13 protein-coding genes are annotated in these 16,010 nt (G+C 61.5%); 2 read left to right on the top strand and 11 right to left on the bottom strand.

From position 1 onward, the window contains the following. The first annotated feature begins 202 nt into the window (after nt 1-202). Nucleotides 203-1,207: a glycosyltransferase family 2 protein gene (locus ATC00_RS27485; RefSeq protein WP_064255185.1), complete on the top strand. Its 1,005-nt coding sequence runs from the start codon at nt 203-205 to the stop codon at nt 1,205-1,207. A gap of 173 nt (nt 1,208-1,380) precedes the next feature. Here the strand turns inward: ATC00_RS27485 and lipA are convergent, their stop codons facing one another. The 5 genes from lipA to bhcA all read right to left on the bottom strand — a co-directional run bounded on the left by lipA (nt 1,381) and on the right by bhcA (nt 6,807). After that, a complete protein-coding gene (lipA, locus tag ATC00_RS27480) occupies nt 1,381-2,346 on the bottom strand; it encodes a lipoyl synthase (RefSeq protein ID WP_064255184.1) in 966 nt (321 codons plus the stop codon). A gap of 117 nt (nt 2,347-2,463) precedes the next feature. Then, nucleotides 2,464-3,429 carry an iminosuccinate reductase BhcD gene (gene bhcD, locus ATC00_RS27475; protein WP_064255183.1) on the bottom strand — a complete coding sequence of 322 codons (966 nt, stop codon included), beginning with the start codon at nt 3,427-3,429 and terminating at the stop codon, nt 2,464-2,466. Between the two features lie 47 nt (nt 3,430-3,476). Beyond that, nucleotides 3,477-4,640 carry a 3-hydroxy-D-aspartate aldolase BhcC gene (gene bhcC / locus ATC00_RS27470; RefSeq protein ID WP_064255182.1) on the bottom strand — a complete coding sequence of 388 codons (1,164 nt, stop codon included), beginning with the start codon at nt 4,638-4,640 and terminating at the stop codon, nt 3,477-3,479. 15 nt (nt 4,641-4,655) lie between these two features. After that, nucleotides 4,656-5,603 carry a beta-hydroxyaspartate dehydratase BhcB gene (gene bhcB, locus ATC00_RS27465; RefSeq protein WP_064255198.1) on the bottom strand — a complete coding sequence of 316 codons (948 nt, stop codon included), beginning with the start codon at nt 5,601-5,603 and terminating at the stop codon, nt 4,656-4,658. Between the two features lie 13 nt (nt 5,604-5,616). Beyond that, on the bottom strand, nt 5,617-6,807 hold the full coding sequence (bhcA, locus tag ATC00_RS27460; protein ID WP_064255181.1) for an L-aspartate--glyoxylate aminotransferase BhcA: 1,191 nt from the start codon (nt 6,805-6,807) through the stop codon (nt 5,617-5,619). A 195-nt stretch (nt 6,808-7,002) separates the two neighbouring features. Here bhcA and bhcR point away from each other — a divergent pair, with 195 nt between their 5' ends. Then, nucleotides 7,003-7,812, top strand: coding sequence for an HTH-type transcriptional regulator BhcR (bhcR, locus tag ATC00_RS27455; protein WP_064255197.1), 810 nt, complete (start codon nt 7,003-7,005; stop codon nt 7,810-7,812). A 9-nt stretch (nt 7,813-7,821) separates the two neighbouring features. On the opposite strand, the gene glcF is transcribed toward bhcR, so the two are convergent. From glcF to ATC00_RS27425, 6 genes are all read right to left on the bottom strand, one after another. Further along, the gene (glcF, locus tag ATC00_RS27450; RefSeq protein ID WP_064255180.1) at nt 7,822-9,153 is read right to left on the bottom strand and encodes a glycolate oxidase subunit GlcF; all 1,332 of its coding nucleotides are present in this window, start codon (nt 9,151-9,153) and stop codon (nt 7,822-7,824) included. A gap of 1 nt (nt 9,154) precedes the next feature. Continuing rightward, entirely contained in the window at nt 9,155-10,312 is a 1,158-nt protein-coding gene (locus tag ATC00_RS27445) for an FAD-binding protein (protein WP_064255179.1), read from the bottom strand. Next, a complete protein-coding gene (locus ATC00_RS27440; protein ID WP_064255178.1) occupies nt 10,303-11,760 on the bottom strand; it encodes an FAD-linked oxidase C-terminal domain-containing protein in 1,458 nt (485 codons plus the stop codon). The genes ATC00_RS27445 and ATC00_RS27440 overlap by 10 nt, the downstream gene beginning before the upstream one ends. A 165-nt stretch (nt 11,761-11,925) precedes the next feature. Continuing rightward, nucleotides 11,926-13,632, bottom strand: coding sequence for an acetyl/propionyl/methylcrotonyl-CoA carboxylase subunit alpha (locus ATC00_RS27435; RefSeq protein WP_064255177.1), 1,707 nt, complete (start codon nt 13,630-13,632; stop codon nt 11,926-11,928). Next, on the bottom strand, nt 13,629-15,224 hold the full coding sequence (locus ATC00_RS27430; RefSeq protein ID WP_037380868.1) for a 5-oxoprolinase subunit B/C family protein: 1,596 nt from the start codon (nt 15,222-15,224) through the stop codon (nt 13,629-13,631). Before ATC00_RS27430 ends, ATC00_RS27435 begins: the two co-directional genes overlap by 4 nt. Continuing rightward, nucleotides 15,217-16,002 carry a LamB/YcsF family protein gene (locus ATC00_RS27425; RefSeq protein WP_037380871.1) on the bottom strand — a complete coding sequence of 262 codons (786 nt, stop codon included), beginning with the start codon at nt 16,000-16,002 and terminating at the stop codon, nt 15,217-15,219. The genes ATC00_RS27430 and ATC00_RS27425 overlap by 8 nt, the downstream gene beginning before the upstream one ends. Nucleotides 16,003-16,010 lie beyond the last annotated feature (8 nt).

The raw sequence follows: 16,010 nt of genomic DNA, 5'->3' as shown, positions 1-16,010 counted from the left end.
AGCCCCTTCTGAATGGGAACGGAATAAGATGACTTGGACATGCCGTTTTGACGTGTCTGCCATATGATTGCACATCATTTCCTCTCTGGTCGGCTCGTGACTGCCGAGCTTGCTGTCGCACGTTGAATCACTAAGTCGATCGGAGTCGTGCAGTAGACCGGTCGCACTTTTCCTGCCAGAGCATCACATGCTGGAGCCCCTTATGACCGCAGCCGCGCCGACAGCCGTTTGCATTATCATCGCGGCAAAGAATGCCGCCGACACGATCGCCAGAGCAATCACCTCTGCACTTTCCGAGCCCGAAACCTCTGAAGTCGTCGTCGTTGATGACGGTTCAACCGATGAAACCGCGGCGGTTGCCAGCGCTGCCGATGATGGGACCGGGAGGCTGACTGTCGTTCGCTTCGAAGCAAATCGCGGACCGTCTGCAACTCGCAATTATGCGATTTCGATATCGCAATCCCCCCTTCTTGCGCTCCTGGACGCGGACGATTTCTTCCTCCCCGGCCGGCTGCGGCAACTGCTTTCGGAGGACGGTTGGGACTTGATCGCCGACAACATCGCCTTCATCGATGCCGAGCGAGCGGCGACCGCGGTTGCAGAGGTTAAGCAGTTCACGCCGAGTCCACGGCTCATTGACCTTGCCGGTTTTGTGGAAGGGAACATCTCGCGGCACGGCGCCCGCCGCGGTGAAATCGGCTTCCTGAAACCCATTATGCGACGCGCCTTCCTCGATGAGCATGGGCTTCGTTACGATGAGACGCTGCGCCTCGGCGAAGACTACAACCTTTATGCCCGGGCGCTCGCAAAGGGCGCGCGCTACAAGGTCATCAAAAGCTGCGGATACGCTGCCCTCGTGCGCGGCAACTCGCTGAGCGGCAGGCACCGCACGATCGACTTGAAGTGTCTCTACGAAGCCGACCGGGCAATGCTTGCTGAAGCCCGGCTAGGCGCCGCCGCCGAGGCTGCGTTGCGCCGCCACGAACGCCATGTTCGAGACCGTTACGAGTTGCGGCATTTTCTCGACCTCAAAAACCAGGACGGCTTTAGAAGCGCCATCGGCTACGCCTTGAAGCATCCCGGCGCCCTCCCGGCGATCGTCAGCGGTATCCTTGCAGACAAATCCGAGCGCTTGCGGCGCCCGCGGTCACCGGCCCCGGTGGCCCTCGGCGGCACTGGAGAGATTCGCTACCTGCTGCAAGAATAGATACATGTGAAACACAGAATTCGTCTCTCGGTCCCGAGTCGCGATCAAAATTGCCGCATGCCAGTGTGGTAGCGTTGGGGGAAACGATTGCTGTCGTCGACGTGTACGGAAGCCATGGCAATGACAGCATGCGTTGCGTTCACCCACCGGGATGCCCCAGCCGAGGCTGTCAACTATCCTGCGGCCAGCTTCTTCTCCCGCGCCGCCTTCAGCCGTGCAAAGTCGTCGCCGGCATGGTGCGACGAGCGGGTCAGCGGGCTCGACGCGACCATCAGGAAGCCCTTGGTATAGGCGACCGTCTCGTAGGACTTGAATTCCTCGGGGGTGACGAACTTCTCGACCTTGTGATGCTTGCGGGTCGGCTGCAGATACTGGCCGATCGTCAGGAAGTCGACGTCGGCGGTGCGCAGGTCGTCCATCAGTTGCAGCACCTCGTTCCGCTCCTCGCCGAGGCCGACCATGATGCCGGACTTGGTGAACATCGTCGGATCGAGTTCCTTCACCCGCTGCAGGAGACGGATCGAATGGAAGTAGCGCGCGCCCGGGCGCACCGTGAGATAGTTGCCCGGCACGGTCTCGAGGTTGTGGTTGAAGACGTCGGGCTTGGCGGCGACGACCCGCTCGAGCGCGCCTGGCTTCTTGAGGAAGTCCGGCGTCAGGATTTCGATCGTCGTCGTGGGCGAGGCCTCGCGGATCGCAAAGATCACCTTCTCGAAATGCTCGGCACCGCCGTCCTCGAGGTCGTCACGGTCGACCGAGGTGATGACGACGTGGCTCAAGCCCATCTGCTTGACGGCCTTGGCGACATTGGCAGGCTCTTCGAGATCGAGCGCGTTCGGCTTGCCGGTCGCCACATTGCAGAAGGCGCAGGCGCGCGTGCAGATCTCGCCCATGATCATGAAGGTGGCGTGCTTCTTGTCCCAACATTCGCCGATGTTCGGGCAGCCGGCCTCCTCGCAGACGGTGACGAGCTTGTTGCTCTTCACGATCGAGCGGGTCTCCTGGTAGCCCTTCGAGGTCGGCGCCTTCACGCGGATCCAGTCCGGCTTGCGCAGCACTTCCGTATCCGGCCGGTGCGCCTTTTCCGGATGGCGGATACGCTGAGCCCGATCCGAGACCGCGTCGAAAACCGTTACCATGTTTCTCCTTCTTCGTATCGAGCATGCGGCGAAAGCCCCCGACGCTTCAAAGACACGGAGACCCTCCCCTACTGTCCCGACGGAACAGCTCTGGCGTTCAGAATGCGACGCGATGGCCTAGAAATCCACCTCGATCGCTGTCCCTTTCGAGAGCGCGAGTTCGACAGCGGCAGAAGCCACCGCCAGATCCTGGAGACCGACCCCCGTTCCGTCGAACAATGTGATCTCTTCTGGTGACGAACGGCCCTTGTGGCGACCGGTGATGACCGCACCGATCTCGACGATGTCGCCCTTGCTGATCAGCCCCTTATCAATCGCGTGCTGGCATTCACCTATCGTGACCGCCTGAGCGACTTCATCGGTGAACACCGTTGCTGCAGCGATGAGTTCGGGGTCCATCTCCTGTTTGCCCTTTGTGTCGGTGCCCATGCAGGCGAGATGTGTGCCGGGGCGAACCTGAGAGGCCTTGAGGATCGGGGCAAAGGACGAGGTGATCGAAATGATGACGTCCGCTTCAGCACCCAGACGATCGAGATCGACGGTCTCGAACGGAAGCTCCAGTTCCCTGGCGACTTCTTCGAGACGGCTCAACATCTCGGGGTGCAGATTCCACGCGAGGACTTTCTCAAAAGGCCTCTGCTCCACCGCAGCGCGCAACTGATACGTCGACTGATGCCCCGCGCCGATCATGCCGAGCACCTTCGCGTCCTTACGGGCAAGATACTTGATCGAGACAGCCGAGGCTGCCGCCGTCCGAAGCGCCGTCAGCAGATTGCCGCCCACCACGGCGCGGCACCTGCCGTTATCAGCGTCAAACAGGAAGACGGTCGATTGGTGGTTCGCCAGCCCCTTCTCAACATTGTTCGGCCAGAAACCACCGGATTTAAGGCCGAGGGCCAGACTGTCGCGGTCGAACCCCGATTTGAAACCATAGAGCGCGTCCGCGTGTCCGATGGCTTCGCGAATAACAGGGAAATTGTAGGCGGACTTTTTGGCCATGGAGGCGAAGACCCCTTCGACCGCCACAAGGCAATCAGCGGGAGTAATCAGCCCGGCGATCTGATTTTCCGGTACGATAATCATTGCGAACTTCCGATTGATGCGAAGTGGGGCAATGCCCGCGTTGACGGTCAGTAGGCCTTACCGCGGGCCGAGACCGGCCACAGCGTTTCAACCCGGCCGTTCCGCACGCCCACATACCAATCGTGAACATTGCAGGTCGGATCGCAGTGGCCAGGAACCAAACGAAGTTTTTCATTGATCTTGAGCACGCCGTTCGGATCCTCGATGACGCCGTGCTCATCCGTGCATTTCACGTACTTGACGTCGGTGCGGCCATAGACGAAGGGCAGTCCGGAATCGACCGACTGGGACTTCAATCCGGCGTCGCAAATTGCCTTGTCCGACTTCGCGTGGCTCATCACGCTGGTGAGAATGAAGAGCGCATTTTCCCATTCGCCTCCATCAATCCTGTTGCCACCCTGATCGCGGATGCGACCGTAATCAGCATCCATGAACGCGTAGCTGCCGCACTGCAGTTCATTGTATACACCGGAATTGCTCTCGAAATAGTAGCTGCCGGTGCCGCCGCCGCTCACCAGTTCGGGCTCCAGACCCTCGACCTTCAAGGCAGCGACCGCATCCTTCACCTGGGCAATCGCGATGTCGAGCTTGGCCTTGCGGTCTTCGTAGTTGTCGATGTGCTGCATGGCGCCCTGATAGGCCTGAATGCCAGCGAACTTGAGACCCGCAGCACTGTCGATAGCTTTGGCAAGCGCCACGACCGCGGCGGCGGTGGTCACGCCGCACCGGCCGGCACCGCAATCGATCTCGACGAAGCACTCGAGCGTTGTTCCGTGTTTCTGCGCCGCTGCAGACAGTTCTGCGACATTTGCCAGATCGTCGACGCAAACGATGATGCGTGCGTCCCGCGTGGCAAGGCGTGCTAGACGATCGATTTTCAGCGGTTCGCGGACCTGGTTCGACACCAGCACGTCCTTTATCCCGCCGCGCACGAAGACCTCTGCCTCCGATACCTTCTGGCAGCACACACCGATCGCACCACCGAGTTCCTGCTGGAGATGCAGAACATCGACCGACTTGTGCATCTTGCCGTGCGCCCTGTGGCGCATGTTGTGCGCCTTGGCATAGTCGCCCATTTTGCGGATGTTGCGTTCGAGGGCATCGAGATCGAGGATCAGGCACGGCGTCTGGATTTCATTGACGCTCATCCCGGGAAGAGCCGGTACATCGTAGCCGACTTCCATGCCTGCGAACTTCGTTTCCATATTCATCTCTCTTTCTCTCCCCTATTGCCAAGGCAACTTGTCAAGGTCGACGTTGCCGCCGGTGATGATCACGCCGATACGCTTGCCGGCGAACAGATCCTTGTTCTTCAAGATGGTCGCGAGCGGCACGGCGCTGGAAGGCTCCATGACGATCTTTATTCGCTTCCAGATGAGCTTCATCGCGTCGACGATCTCTGCCTCCGAAGCCGTCAGGATGTCGGTGACGTGGTTCCTGACGAAGTGCCACGTCAGATCCTTGAGAGGCACTTTCAGGCCGTCAGCCACGGTGACTGGTGCGTCGTCGGCAATGATGTGCCCGGCCTTGAAGCTCCGGTATGCATCATCCGCCTGCTCCGGCTCGGCCGCGTAGATCTTGATATGCGGCGCCAGGTTCGACAGCGTGAGGCATGTTCCCGACACCATGCCGCCGCCCCCAATCGGCGCGATCACCGCATCGAGACCCGTGACCTGTTCGATCAGTTCCTTCGAGCAGGTTGCCTGACCGGCGATGACGCGCGCATCGTTATAGGGATGCACGAATTCCGCACCGGTCGCGGCGACGACTTCGGCAAAGACCGCTTCGCGGGAGGATGTTGACGGCTCACACTCGACAACCTTGGCACCGTAACCGCGGACAGCATCTTTCTTCGCTTGCGGCGCGGTACGGGGCATGACGACGGTGCAAGGTATTCCGCGCCGTCCCGCCGCATAGGCCAAACAGGTACCATGATTGCCCGAGGAATGGGTGGCAACGCCCTTTGCTGCCTGCTCATCACTCAACCCGAAAACGGCGTTCGATGCGCCACGGGCCTTGAAGGCGCCCGCCTTCTGCAGATTTTCGCACTTGAAGAAAAGCTCCGCCCCGGCAAGGGAGTTGATGAAACGCGAGGTGAGAACCGGGGTGCGATGAATGTGCGGCTTGATGCGCGCATGCGCTTCATCCACGTCGAAAAGCGTCGGGATATACATCGTCATAGCTCCCTCAGGCGGCTCCCCGGCCCGCTGAAACCTGGTTGCTACGGTAATATTCCTGGGCCGCGGCAACCCCGGAACCGAGCTTGATCGCGAGACCGAGATCCGCCATGACCATCTCCGCCGTCGCAATACCCGAAAGGGCCATCACGTCCGTCAGACTGCCGAGATGCCCGATGCGGAACACCTTGCCGGCGACCTCTCCCAGTCCAACACCGAAGGCGACGTCATATTTCTTCGCCGCGTGGGTAACGACGGACGTAGCGTCGAAGCCGTCAGGAGTTCGAATTGTGCTGACAGTGTCCGAGTAAAGGTCCTCGCTCCTCGCGCAGAGCTCCAGACCCCAGGCACGCACGGCCGCACGAACTCCCGTTGCTATGCGCTTGTGGCGCGCGAATACGTTCTCAAGGCCTTCCGCCAGCAGCATCTCCGTCGAGACCTTCAGGCCATTCAGCAGCCCGACCGCGGGGGTATAGGGGTAGGCGTTGTTCTCATAGCTCTTCGACATGTCGCGAATGTCGAAGAAAGTGCGCGGCAGCTTCGCCGTTTCGAGCGCCGCCAAGGCCTTGGGAGAGAATGCGGTGATCGCCAGCCCAGCAGGCAGCATGAAGCCTTTCTGTGAGCCGGTCACAGCAACGTCGACGCCCCAATCGTCCATGCGAAACTCCATTGAAGCAATGGAGCTGACGCCGTCGACGAACAGCATGGCCGGATGGCGAGTTGCATCAAGGGCGCGCCGAACCGCGGCGATATCCGACTTGACCCCCGTTGCCGTCTCGTTGTGCGTCACCAGGACGGCCTTGATCTGGTGCGCCTTGTCGGCGGTCAGCATTTCCTCATACCGATCAACCGGGGCGCCGCTGCCCCACGACGTCTCGATGACACTAACGTCGAGGCCATGCCTCTGGCACATGTCGATCCAGCGATGGCTGAACATCCCATAGCGAGCCACGAGAACGCGGTCGCCGGGACTGAGGGTGTTTGTGATCGCCGTTTCCCATCCACCCGTGCCCGTTGCAGGAAAAACGAAGATCGAGGCTGCATCGGACTTCACGATCTTTTTCACGCCTGCGAGGGCGGGCCGCAAAATCTCTCCGAACAGTGGCGAGCGATGGTCGATAGTCGGCATATCCGACGCCTTACGCAGCACCTCCGGCATATTGGTCGGACCTGGAATGAAGACCGGGTTCTGCAGGTACATGGGGCGTCCTCCTAGAGCTGGAAAGAGAGATAACATGCCGGCGTTTAGAGGTAAATTTTTTTGAAACTGTTTTTCGAAATTGTGATACAACGACGATTAGTAAATAATATCAGCCTATTAGATTTTTTCATTGTGAGAATTGATTTTTCATGAGTGTTATTGAATGATAGCAATGACATTGGTGAGGTGCAAAAGATGCAGGTAGTAAAGCGGCGAAGAGGGCGTCCGAAAGCATTCAATGCTCCGGAGTCCCCGAACATCATTCAGTCCCTCGACCGCGCTTTGGACGTGCTAGAGGCTCTGGCCTCGCCCGAAGGACTGACGCTATCGGAACTTGCCGCCCATCTCGGTCAATCGGCCGCCACGATGCATCGGGTACTTTCGACGCTGGAACGTCGTGAATTCGTCGAGATCAGCCCCGATCGACAGGTCTGGCACATCGGCCCCGAGGCCTATCGGCTCGGCTCCGCGTTTCTTCGTCGTACCAACGTTGTGGAACGCAGCCGCCCAATCATGCGGGAGCTGATGCTGGAGACCGGAGAGACCTCGAACCTCGGCGTCGAGAAGGACGGCAATGTCCTCTTCATCAGCCAGGTCGAAACTCACGAATCGATCAGGGCATTCTTCCCGCCAGGGACACTGTCTCCCCTGCATGCCTCGGGAATAGGAAAGGCGTTGCTCAGCACATATGACGACAGCCGTCTCGCTTCACTTTTCAAGAAGACCACCCTGGAGCGGTTCACTGCGAATACGGTTCGGTCAGTCGCTCAACTGGAAGAAGAACTTCGCGTCACGAGAGACCGAGGCTATGCGTTGGATGACGAGGAGCGAACCAAAGGGATGCGTTGTGTTGCAGCCCCGATCTTGAATGTGCACGGCGAAGCGGTGGCCGGGATTTCCGTTTCAGGCCCAACGCATAGAATGCCGGACAGGCAAGTGCAACAAATCGGGGAACGAGTAAGGAATGCCGCGAAGATGGTGTCGCGGCGTTTAGGAGCGCCATAGCCGGAAACCTCAACACCTACATGCTGGCAATTCCCGCATTTTCACGGTGACGGCATTGGCGATGCTACGGGGTTTCGGTCCACCTGTGGCCCAGTCCAGCAATTCGACAGTGTGAACAAGAGGTATTTCGGTCGCGGAGCTGATCTGCATCATGCAGCCGATGTTGCCGGCACTGATCACCTGAGGGCGAGTGGCTTCGATCGTCGCTAATTTTCGATCCTTGAGTTCAGAAGATATCGCCGGCTGCATGAGATTGTAGGTCCCAGCAGATCCACAGCAGATATGGCTGTCGCGCGGCTCCACGACTTCGAAGCCTGCCGCCCGAAGCAGGTCTTTCGGGGCGGAGCGGATCTGCTGGCCATGCTGCAGCGAACAAGCAGCATGATAAGCCACGCGTAGCGGCTCGGCGTGGAATGGGTCGTTCAAGCCGAGGTCGGCCATGATTTCGGTTACGTCTTTGGCGAGAGCGGCGACGCGAGCTGCATCGTCGGCGATCGGATGGTCTCGCAACAGATGGGCATAGTCCTTCACCGTCGTCCCGCAGCCCGACGTGTTTATGACCACGGCATCCAGGCCTTCGCCGTCGAGTTCGTGGACAATCGCCCGGACGTTCGCCGCGGCCATTGCATGACTTTCTTCGACCTTGCCCATGTGGTGCGTCAGAGCACCACAGCAGCCGATGCCCTTCGGGATTACGACCTCACAGCCATGGCGGCGTAGCAGCCTGATCGTCGCATCGTTGATATCCGTGTTCAGGGCGCGCTGCGCACAACCAATGAGCAGGGCAACACGCTTGCGACGCGCGCCGATCGCCGAAAAGCTTTGTGGTCTGTCATTCTCGCTGGCCGGCGGAATAAAGTCGGGCGCCATCTCCAACATGGCCCTCAGGCGAGCGTCGGGGAGAAGTTTCCTGAAAGGGCGGGCGAGTCTTGCACCGATCAGCGCCAGCCGAAACCGGCCGGGATACGGCAGAATTTTTGCCAAAAGCCAACGTAGAGCTCTTTCATCCCACCGGCGTTTGTAGGTCTTCTCGATATACTCGCGCGCATGATCGATCAGATGCATGTAATGCACACCCGAGGGGCAGGTCGTCATGCAGCTCAGACAACTAAGGCAGCGGTCGATATGAGTTACCGTTCGCTCGTCAGGGACCTTGTTGTTTTCCAACATGTCCTTGATCAGATAGATGCGACCACGCGGACTATCGAGCTCGTCGCCAAGCACCTTGTATGTCGGGCACGTCGCTGTGCAGAAGCCGCAATGGACGCAAGACCGCAGAATCTCGTTCGAACGTCTCGTGGCGGGATCGGCGAGCTGTGTGTCGGTGAAGTTTGTCTGCATCTCATTTACCCATCAATCCGGGATTGAGAATTCCGGCGGGATCGAAAGTCCGACGCAATGCAGCTGAGAGCCGAGCTACAGCGGCTCCTTCGGGCGGAAAACTGTTACTGTTCGGCAGCGTGCCACGGCCCAGCAGCGCAGCTTGCCCCACACCAGCTGCGCGGCGGATCGCAACGCTATCGGCGTTACTCTCAAACCAAATCAATCCGCCACCCCAATCCAGCGACACCTCCCCGCCAAGCGCATGCAAACGGGCCACAACCGCTGGAGCTTCGCTCGGCTTAACCAGAATCCGCCAAAGCGGTACGCTCGAGCCCGCAAAGTGGTGCAGATCGCGCAATCTGCGCCACAGCGTCCGGCTGTCAGGCTCGCCCACTATGTCGATCTCCCGATCGCGGAAGAGTGCGGACAACCGTTCGCGACGATAATCGACCTGCGGGGAAAGCCCCTCTATCCTGAGCCAGGCAGTGCCGGACCGAAAGGCGGCGCCGGACACCTCGAAGGGAGTGGCGAGTGCCGTCGCAAAGATTTCTGTTGCCTCCTTCACTGAAGTGGCATGAAAGGCCAGCGTCTGTTGGCTTTCCGCGGCAGGCAACGTTTTCAGCGCCACCTCGGTCAACACGCCAAGCGTTCCGTGGGAGCCGCAGAGCAGTTTGCCAAGGTCCAGCCCAGTGACGTTCTTCATCACCCGGCCACCATTCCTGATGACCCGCCCCCTGCCATCGACGAACCGCACGCCAAGGAGATGATCCCTACAAGCACCCGCATGTATTCGGCGCGGGCCGGAGACGTTGGCCGAAACCATGCCGCCAACTGTGGGAGCCCCCTTGGTGCCAAGTACCGCCCTATGGTCCATCGGTTCGAACGCGAACGCCTGGCCCTCGGCTGCAAGTGTTGCCTCGATTTCCTCGATAGGCGTTCCTGCGCGCGCAATCAGCGTCAGCGCGCCGGGCTCATAGGTCACGATACCGCTAAGACGTCGCGAGGTAAGGGTCTGATCAGCGGCGATGGCCTCCGATCGGATACGGGTGCCTCCGCCGACGACGCGCAGGGGTGCGGCCCGCGCATAGCTTTCGGCGATCAAACCAGCCAACTCCGCCTCGCTGGGCGGCGAAACCACTGTCGCCGCGTGATCGCTGCTGTTCGTTATCATGGGCATCTCGCTGCCGCGTGACGATGTGGCTGACTGACTTCGAGTGGGAAGACCTTCGCTGGGTTGAGCAACCAGGCGGGATCGAAGACGCTCTTGATTTCCATCTGAATCGCCAGGTCATCGGCCGTATATTGTTTCGTCATGAGGTCGCGCTTCTCTATTCCGACCCCATGCTCGCCGGTCAGGCAGCCTCCTACGTCGACGCAAAGCCGTAGAATATCGGCGCCGAATTCTTCGGCTCGCTCGAGCTCGCCGGGCGCGTTCGCGTCGAACAGGATCAGCGGGTGCATGTTGCCATCGCCTGCGTGGAAAACATTGGCGACCTCCAAGCCATACGCTTTCGACAGCTCGCCAATACGCTTGAGCGTGTGGGGAAGTTTCGAGACCGGCACGGTCCCGTCGAGACACAGGTAATCGCCGAGCCGGCCCATCGCCCCGAATGCCGATTTGCGCCCTTTCCAGATCGCCAAGCTTTCCTCGGCAGTTCGGCTGGCACGGAACTCCACCGGATTCAGCTCCTCGGCGATCAGACGGATACGCTCGATTTGATGGTCGATTTCCGCCTCTGAGCCTTCCACCTCGACAATCAGCACGGCTGCGCAATTCGGATAGCCCGCCTTGACGAAGGCCTCGACCGCACGCAGGCAAACGTCGTCCATATATTCGATCGCGACGGGCAGCAGGCCCGATCGGATAATGCGTCCTACGCACTCACCAGCCGTTTCCGCGCTATCGAAGCCGATCAGTACGGGCCGTGCGCCTTCAGGCTTCGGCACGATCCGGAGCGTTGCTTCGGTAACAATGGCGAGCTGGCCCTCCGATCCGCAGATCAAACCGACGAGGTCAAGGCCCGACACACCCGGGAGTGGGCCGCCAAGCTCGACGATATCGCCCGTGGCCATAACGATCCGGACGCCCATCAGGTTGTTCGTCGTAACTCCATATTTGAGGCAATGGGCGCCACCGGAATTCATCGCAATGTTGCCGGCAATCGTGCAAGCAAGCTGAGAAGAGGGATCAGGCGCGTAGAAGAAGCCCTGGACTTCCAGTTCGGCGCTGACGGCGAGGTTCGTTACACCCGTCTGCACACGAATGAAGCGGTTGGCGGTGTCGACCTCGAGTATTTCGCGCAAACGCATGGTGCCGATGACGACGCTGTCCGCGGTCGGCAAAGCGCCGCCAGCAAGCGATGTCCCTGCTCCACGGGGCACGACGGGTACACGCAACTCATGGCAGACGCGCATGGCGGTTGCCACTTCCTCGGTTGTGCGCGGCAGCACAACTGCAAGAGGCGGACAGCGATACGCGGTCAGCGCGTCGCATTCATAGGCCCGTGTTTCCTCCGGGCTCGAGATGACAGTCCCTGCCGGCAGCGCAGCCTCAAGCGCCGCGATGATTTGGGGTGCTCTCGCAAGGACGCCGGCATCCGGTTCAGGCATGGCTATGGTTGACATGAGAGATACTCTTCGTGATCGAACGGTAAGCGAGGAGGTCGACGACCCTCGCCTGCTCGCCTGAACGCGCCATCGCTGTGATGCGAGCACCACCAAGCTGGCACCTCTGGACGGGCGATCGGGTCATCGGAGCTCGGGGGTTGCCATGTGACGAAACCGTGTGGCTCAGCCAACCGTCGCCAGTTCTGCGCCGAGGCTGACGACCGCGCCCGCTTCGGTCTTAATGCGGATCCGGCCCGCCTTCGGTGCAAGTATGCGAGTTTCCATCTTCATCGCTTCGATAACGGCGACAGCGTCGCCTTCCGCGACTTCCGCTCCGTCATCGACCAACCATTGCTGCAACGTGCCAGGAATCGGAGCGGTCACGCCGCCGTCGCTTACTGACGTAGCCTGTTGCACGAGCTGCGGGGCGCCCAGACCGGAAAATAGGGCTGCGGGCAGGCCGATGGCGTGCCGCTTCCCATCGATCTCGACGAAGCTGCGTATCAGCCCACTTCCTGCCGGATCGACGCGGGGTGAAGGCTCCAAGCCGCGAAACTCCGTCTCGATCCAGTTGGTGAAAACGCCGAAGCCGTCCTCGCCGGTGAAATCGCGCTCATCCAGCACCGCTCGATGGAAAGGCAGCACGGAGGCGACTCCCTCAATGCGGAATTCGGCTAGCGCCCTCCGAGCCCGGATAAGCGCTTCCTCGCGTGTGGCGCCCGTGACGATCAGCTTTGCCATCATGGAATCGTAGAAGCCGGGGATCTCCGATCCAGTCTCGACGCCGGCATCAATGCGCACGCCGGGCCCTGCAGGGGCGCGGAAGCGGGTGATAAGGCCTGGAGTGGGCAGGAAGCCTCGCCCAGGATCCTCGGCATTGATGCGGAACTCGAAGGCATGGCCGCGGGGCGCGGGCGTCTCTGTGACGGAGAGCGGCAGGCCGTCAGCGATACGCAATTGCTCGATGACGATGTCGACGCCAGTCGTCTCTTCGGTCACCGGGTGCTCGACCTGAAGCCGCGTGTTCACCTCGAGGAACGAGATCACCCCATTCTGCGATAGCAGGAACTCCACGGTCCCTGCCCCAGTATAGCCGGCTTCCGTGCAGATGGCGCGCGCGGCGTCGTGAATGCGCGCACGCTGGTCGGCGGTGATGAAGGGAGCCGGAGCCTCTTCCACGAGCTTCTGGTTGCGCCGCTGCAGCGAACAGTCGCGCGTACCGAGGACGACCGTGTTGCCGCGGCTGTCGGCAATGACCTGCGCCTCGATATGCCGGGGCCGGTCGAGGAACTGCTCCGCATAGCATTCACCGCGGCCAAAGGCTTCCTTCGCCTCGCGCACGGCGGAATCAAACAGTTCACCGACCTCGTCCAGCCGCCGTGCGACCTTCATGCCGCGGCCCCCGCCGCCAAATGCAGCCTTTATGGCAAGCGGCAGGCCGGCTTGCTTGGCGAAGTCGACCGCCTCCGCAGCCGAAGCGAGCGGACCCTCCGAACCTTTGACGAGAGGCGCCCCGACCTTCGCCGCAATGCGCCGCGCCTCGACCTTGTCTCCGAGCGCTGTTATGACCTCGGGGGCGGGACCGACCCAGGTAAGGCCCGCGTCGATCACCGCTTGCGCGAATTCGGTGCGTTCCGACAGGAAGCCGTAACCGGGATGGACGGCGTCGGCGCCGGCCCGACGGGCGATATCGAGGATCTTTTCGATGTTGAGATAAGTCTCCGCCGGGCGACCGGGACCGAGGCCGTAGGCCTCGTCGGCAATCTCGGCATGGAGCGATGTCGCATCGGCATCCGAATAAATGGCGACCGAGGCGACGCCATAATCGCGCGCAGCCCGGGCGATGCGGATGGCGATTTCACCGCGATTGGCGATGAGCAGCTTTTTCATCGGTCGGTATCCTTCACATGCGGATCGAAGGCGGCGATCGAATTGAAACGGATGCGCGCGCCGATTGGGATCTGGCCGGCCAGATCGAGGTGATGGGCTGCAACCACGCCGATCACCGGATAGCCGCCGGTCAGCGGGTGGTCGGAAAGGAAGAGGACTGGCTGGCCGCTGTGTGGCACCTGTACCGAGCCGAGCGCCGTGCCTTCGGAGGGAAGCTCCGCTGCGTCGCGTCGTTCGAGCGGTGCGGACCCGGAGAGGCGCACGCCGACGCGGCTCGATTGGGCAGTGACCTCCCACTCCTGCGAGAGGAAGGTTTGCACGCCTTTGTCCGTGAACCAGTCGGTTCGCGGGCCGAGCACCACGTCAAGAGACACGGTCTCGCCTGCGCGCGGCAGGTGTCCCGGTTCGGGCCGGTAGGGGTCGACGGCGCCGGCCGGTCCGCTCGCCGGAACGAGGACATCGCCCGTAGCAATCGGCGGTGGCCCGATCTTCGCCAGCGTGTCCGTCGAGGCCGAACCGAGAACAGGTTGGACGAAGAAGCCGCCGCGGAGCGCCAGATAGCTGCGCATCCCTTCGCTCGGCACGCCGAGCGTCAACTCGTCGCCGGCGTCGAGCGCAAACGGATGAGCAAACGGGGCGGAGACTACGCGGCCGCCCGCCGTGCGAATTTCCAGCGGGCACGACGCGCCCGTTAACGCCAGCGTCACGGGTCGGTCGGCCCTGAGCGCGAAGCCCCCGAAAGTGATCTCGATCGCCGCGGTATCGCTTGGATTGCCGACACAGAGATTTGCGTTGCGAAGTGCGGCGCGATCGAGCGCACCGGACCTCGAGACGCCCTGATCTGCCCGACCGGGACGGCCGAGGTCCTGGTAAAGCGCCGGTCGGTCGGCGCGGATAACGCGCAAGCCCCCTCCCGGCGCCGCGACGTCCGCCTGCCGTTCGGGCACGGAGACCGGTACCAGGGTGCCCTTGGCCATATCGCGAAAGCGCACGCGATCGCCAGGGGCGAGCAGCGCCGCCCGGGGGCGGGCTGTATCCCACATGCGAAGCGGTGTTGTGCCGAGAAGCTGCCAACCGCCTGGGCTGTCAGTGGGATAGATGCCACCGAACGTACCGGCTATCGCCACGGAGCCGGCCGGAATTCGCACCCGCGGGGTCTTGCGGCGCGGCACGTCGAACGCGGGATCATCGCAGGTCATGTAGGCGAAACCGGGCGCGAAGCCGGTGAAGGCCACGGTGTAAGTCGCGTCGGTGTGGCGGCGGATGAGTTCTTCCACCGGCCAGCCGAGAAATTCGGCAACGTCGCCCAAATCCTCACCGTCATAGGTCACTGGGATATCGAACGTCTCGCCCTGCCGCACACTCCGCATCGAAAGATCGATCCGCGCAACGAATGCGGCGATCGTGGAGCGGTCGGTGACGAGCGGGTCGAAGCGGATCATCACGGTGCGTGCGGCCGGAACGAACTCCTTCACCCCCTCTGGCCGGGCGGCCAACAAACGGTCGAGTAACGTCAGCGTCGTTTCCAGGTCGTCCAATTCGACCAGAAGAGCATCAGCGCCGGCGGGCAGAAAACGTAGACGGTCAGGCATTAGCCAAATCCCGGATCGACCCAGCAAAGGGCTTCAGCTCGACGCCGCTTGCGATGAGTCTGTCGCGCACCGCGCGGGCGAGGGCTACGGCGGATGGCGTGTCACCGTGGATGCAAATGGATTGCGCTTCGAGGACGATCTCGGTGCCGTCGATCGCAGTGATCCGATGCTCGCTGACTATGCGCAGCATCCGGGTCGCGACGACCTCAGCGTCGTGGATGACCGCGCCCGGCAGCCGGCGACTGACAAGGCTGCCGTCGGCATTGTAGGCGCGATCGGCGAAGGCCTCGCACACGACCGTCAACCCAGCGGCACGGGCTTGCTCGACAATCGGGGCACCCGCGAGCGCCATGAGAATCAGCGAGGGATCGACCGCCTTGATCCCGGCAATCACGTCGTCCGCTTGGCGCATATCGTTGGCGATAGTATTGTAAAGCGCTCCGTGCGGCTTGACGTAGCCAACTTCGGTGCCGGCGGCCTTTGCGAGGCCCTGCAGCGCGCCGATCTGGTAGATCGTATCGCCTACGAGCTCGGCGCTCGACGGGTCCATGTTACGCCGGCCGAAGCCGACCAGGTCTCGGTAGCCGATATGGGCGCCAACCGAGACGCCGCGTCGCGCGGCCTCACGTAGAACCGTAAGGATGCCCGCCGGATCGCCTGCATGAAAGCCGCAGGCAATGTTGGCGCTGGTGACAATGCCAAGCATCGAGGCATCGTCACCCATCGGCCAGGGGCCGAAACTTTCGCCGAGATCGCTATTGAGATCGATGCTTGCCATATCACAGC

Source organism: Sinorhizobium americanum, assembly GCF_001651855.1.
GTDB classification, from domain to species: Bacteria; Pseudomonadota; Alphaproteobacteria; order Rhizobiales; family Rhizobiaceae; genus Sinorhizobium; species Sinorhizobium americanum.
Note: the sequence above shows the minus strand (reverse complement) of the source record. Positions and strands in the feature narration are given on the sequence as shown.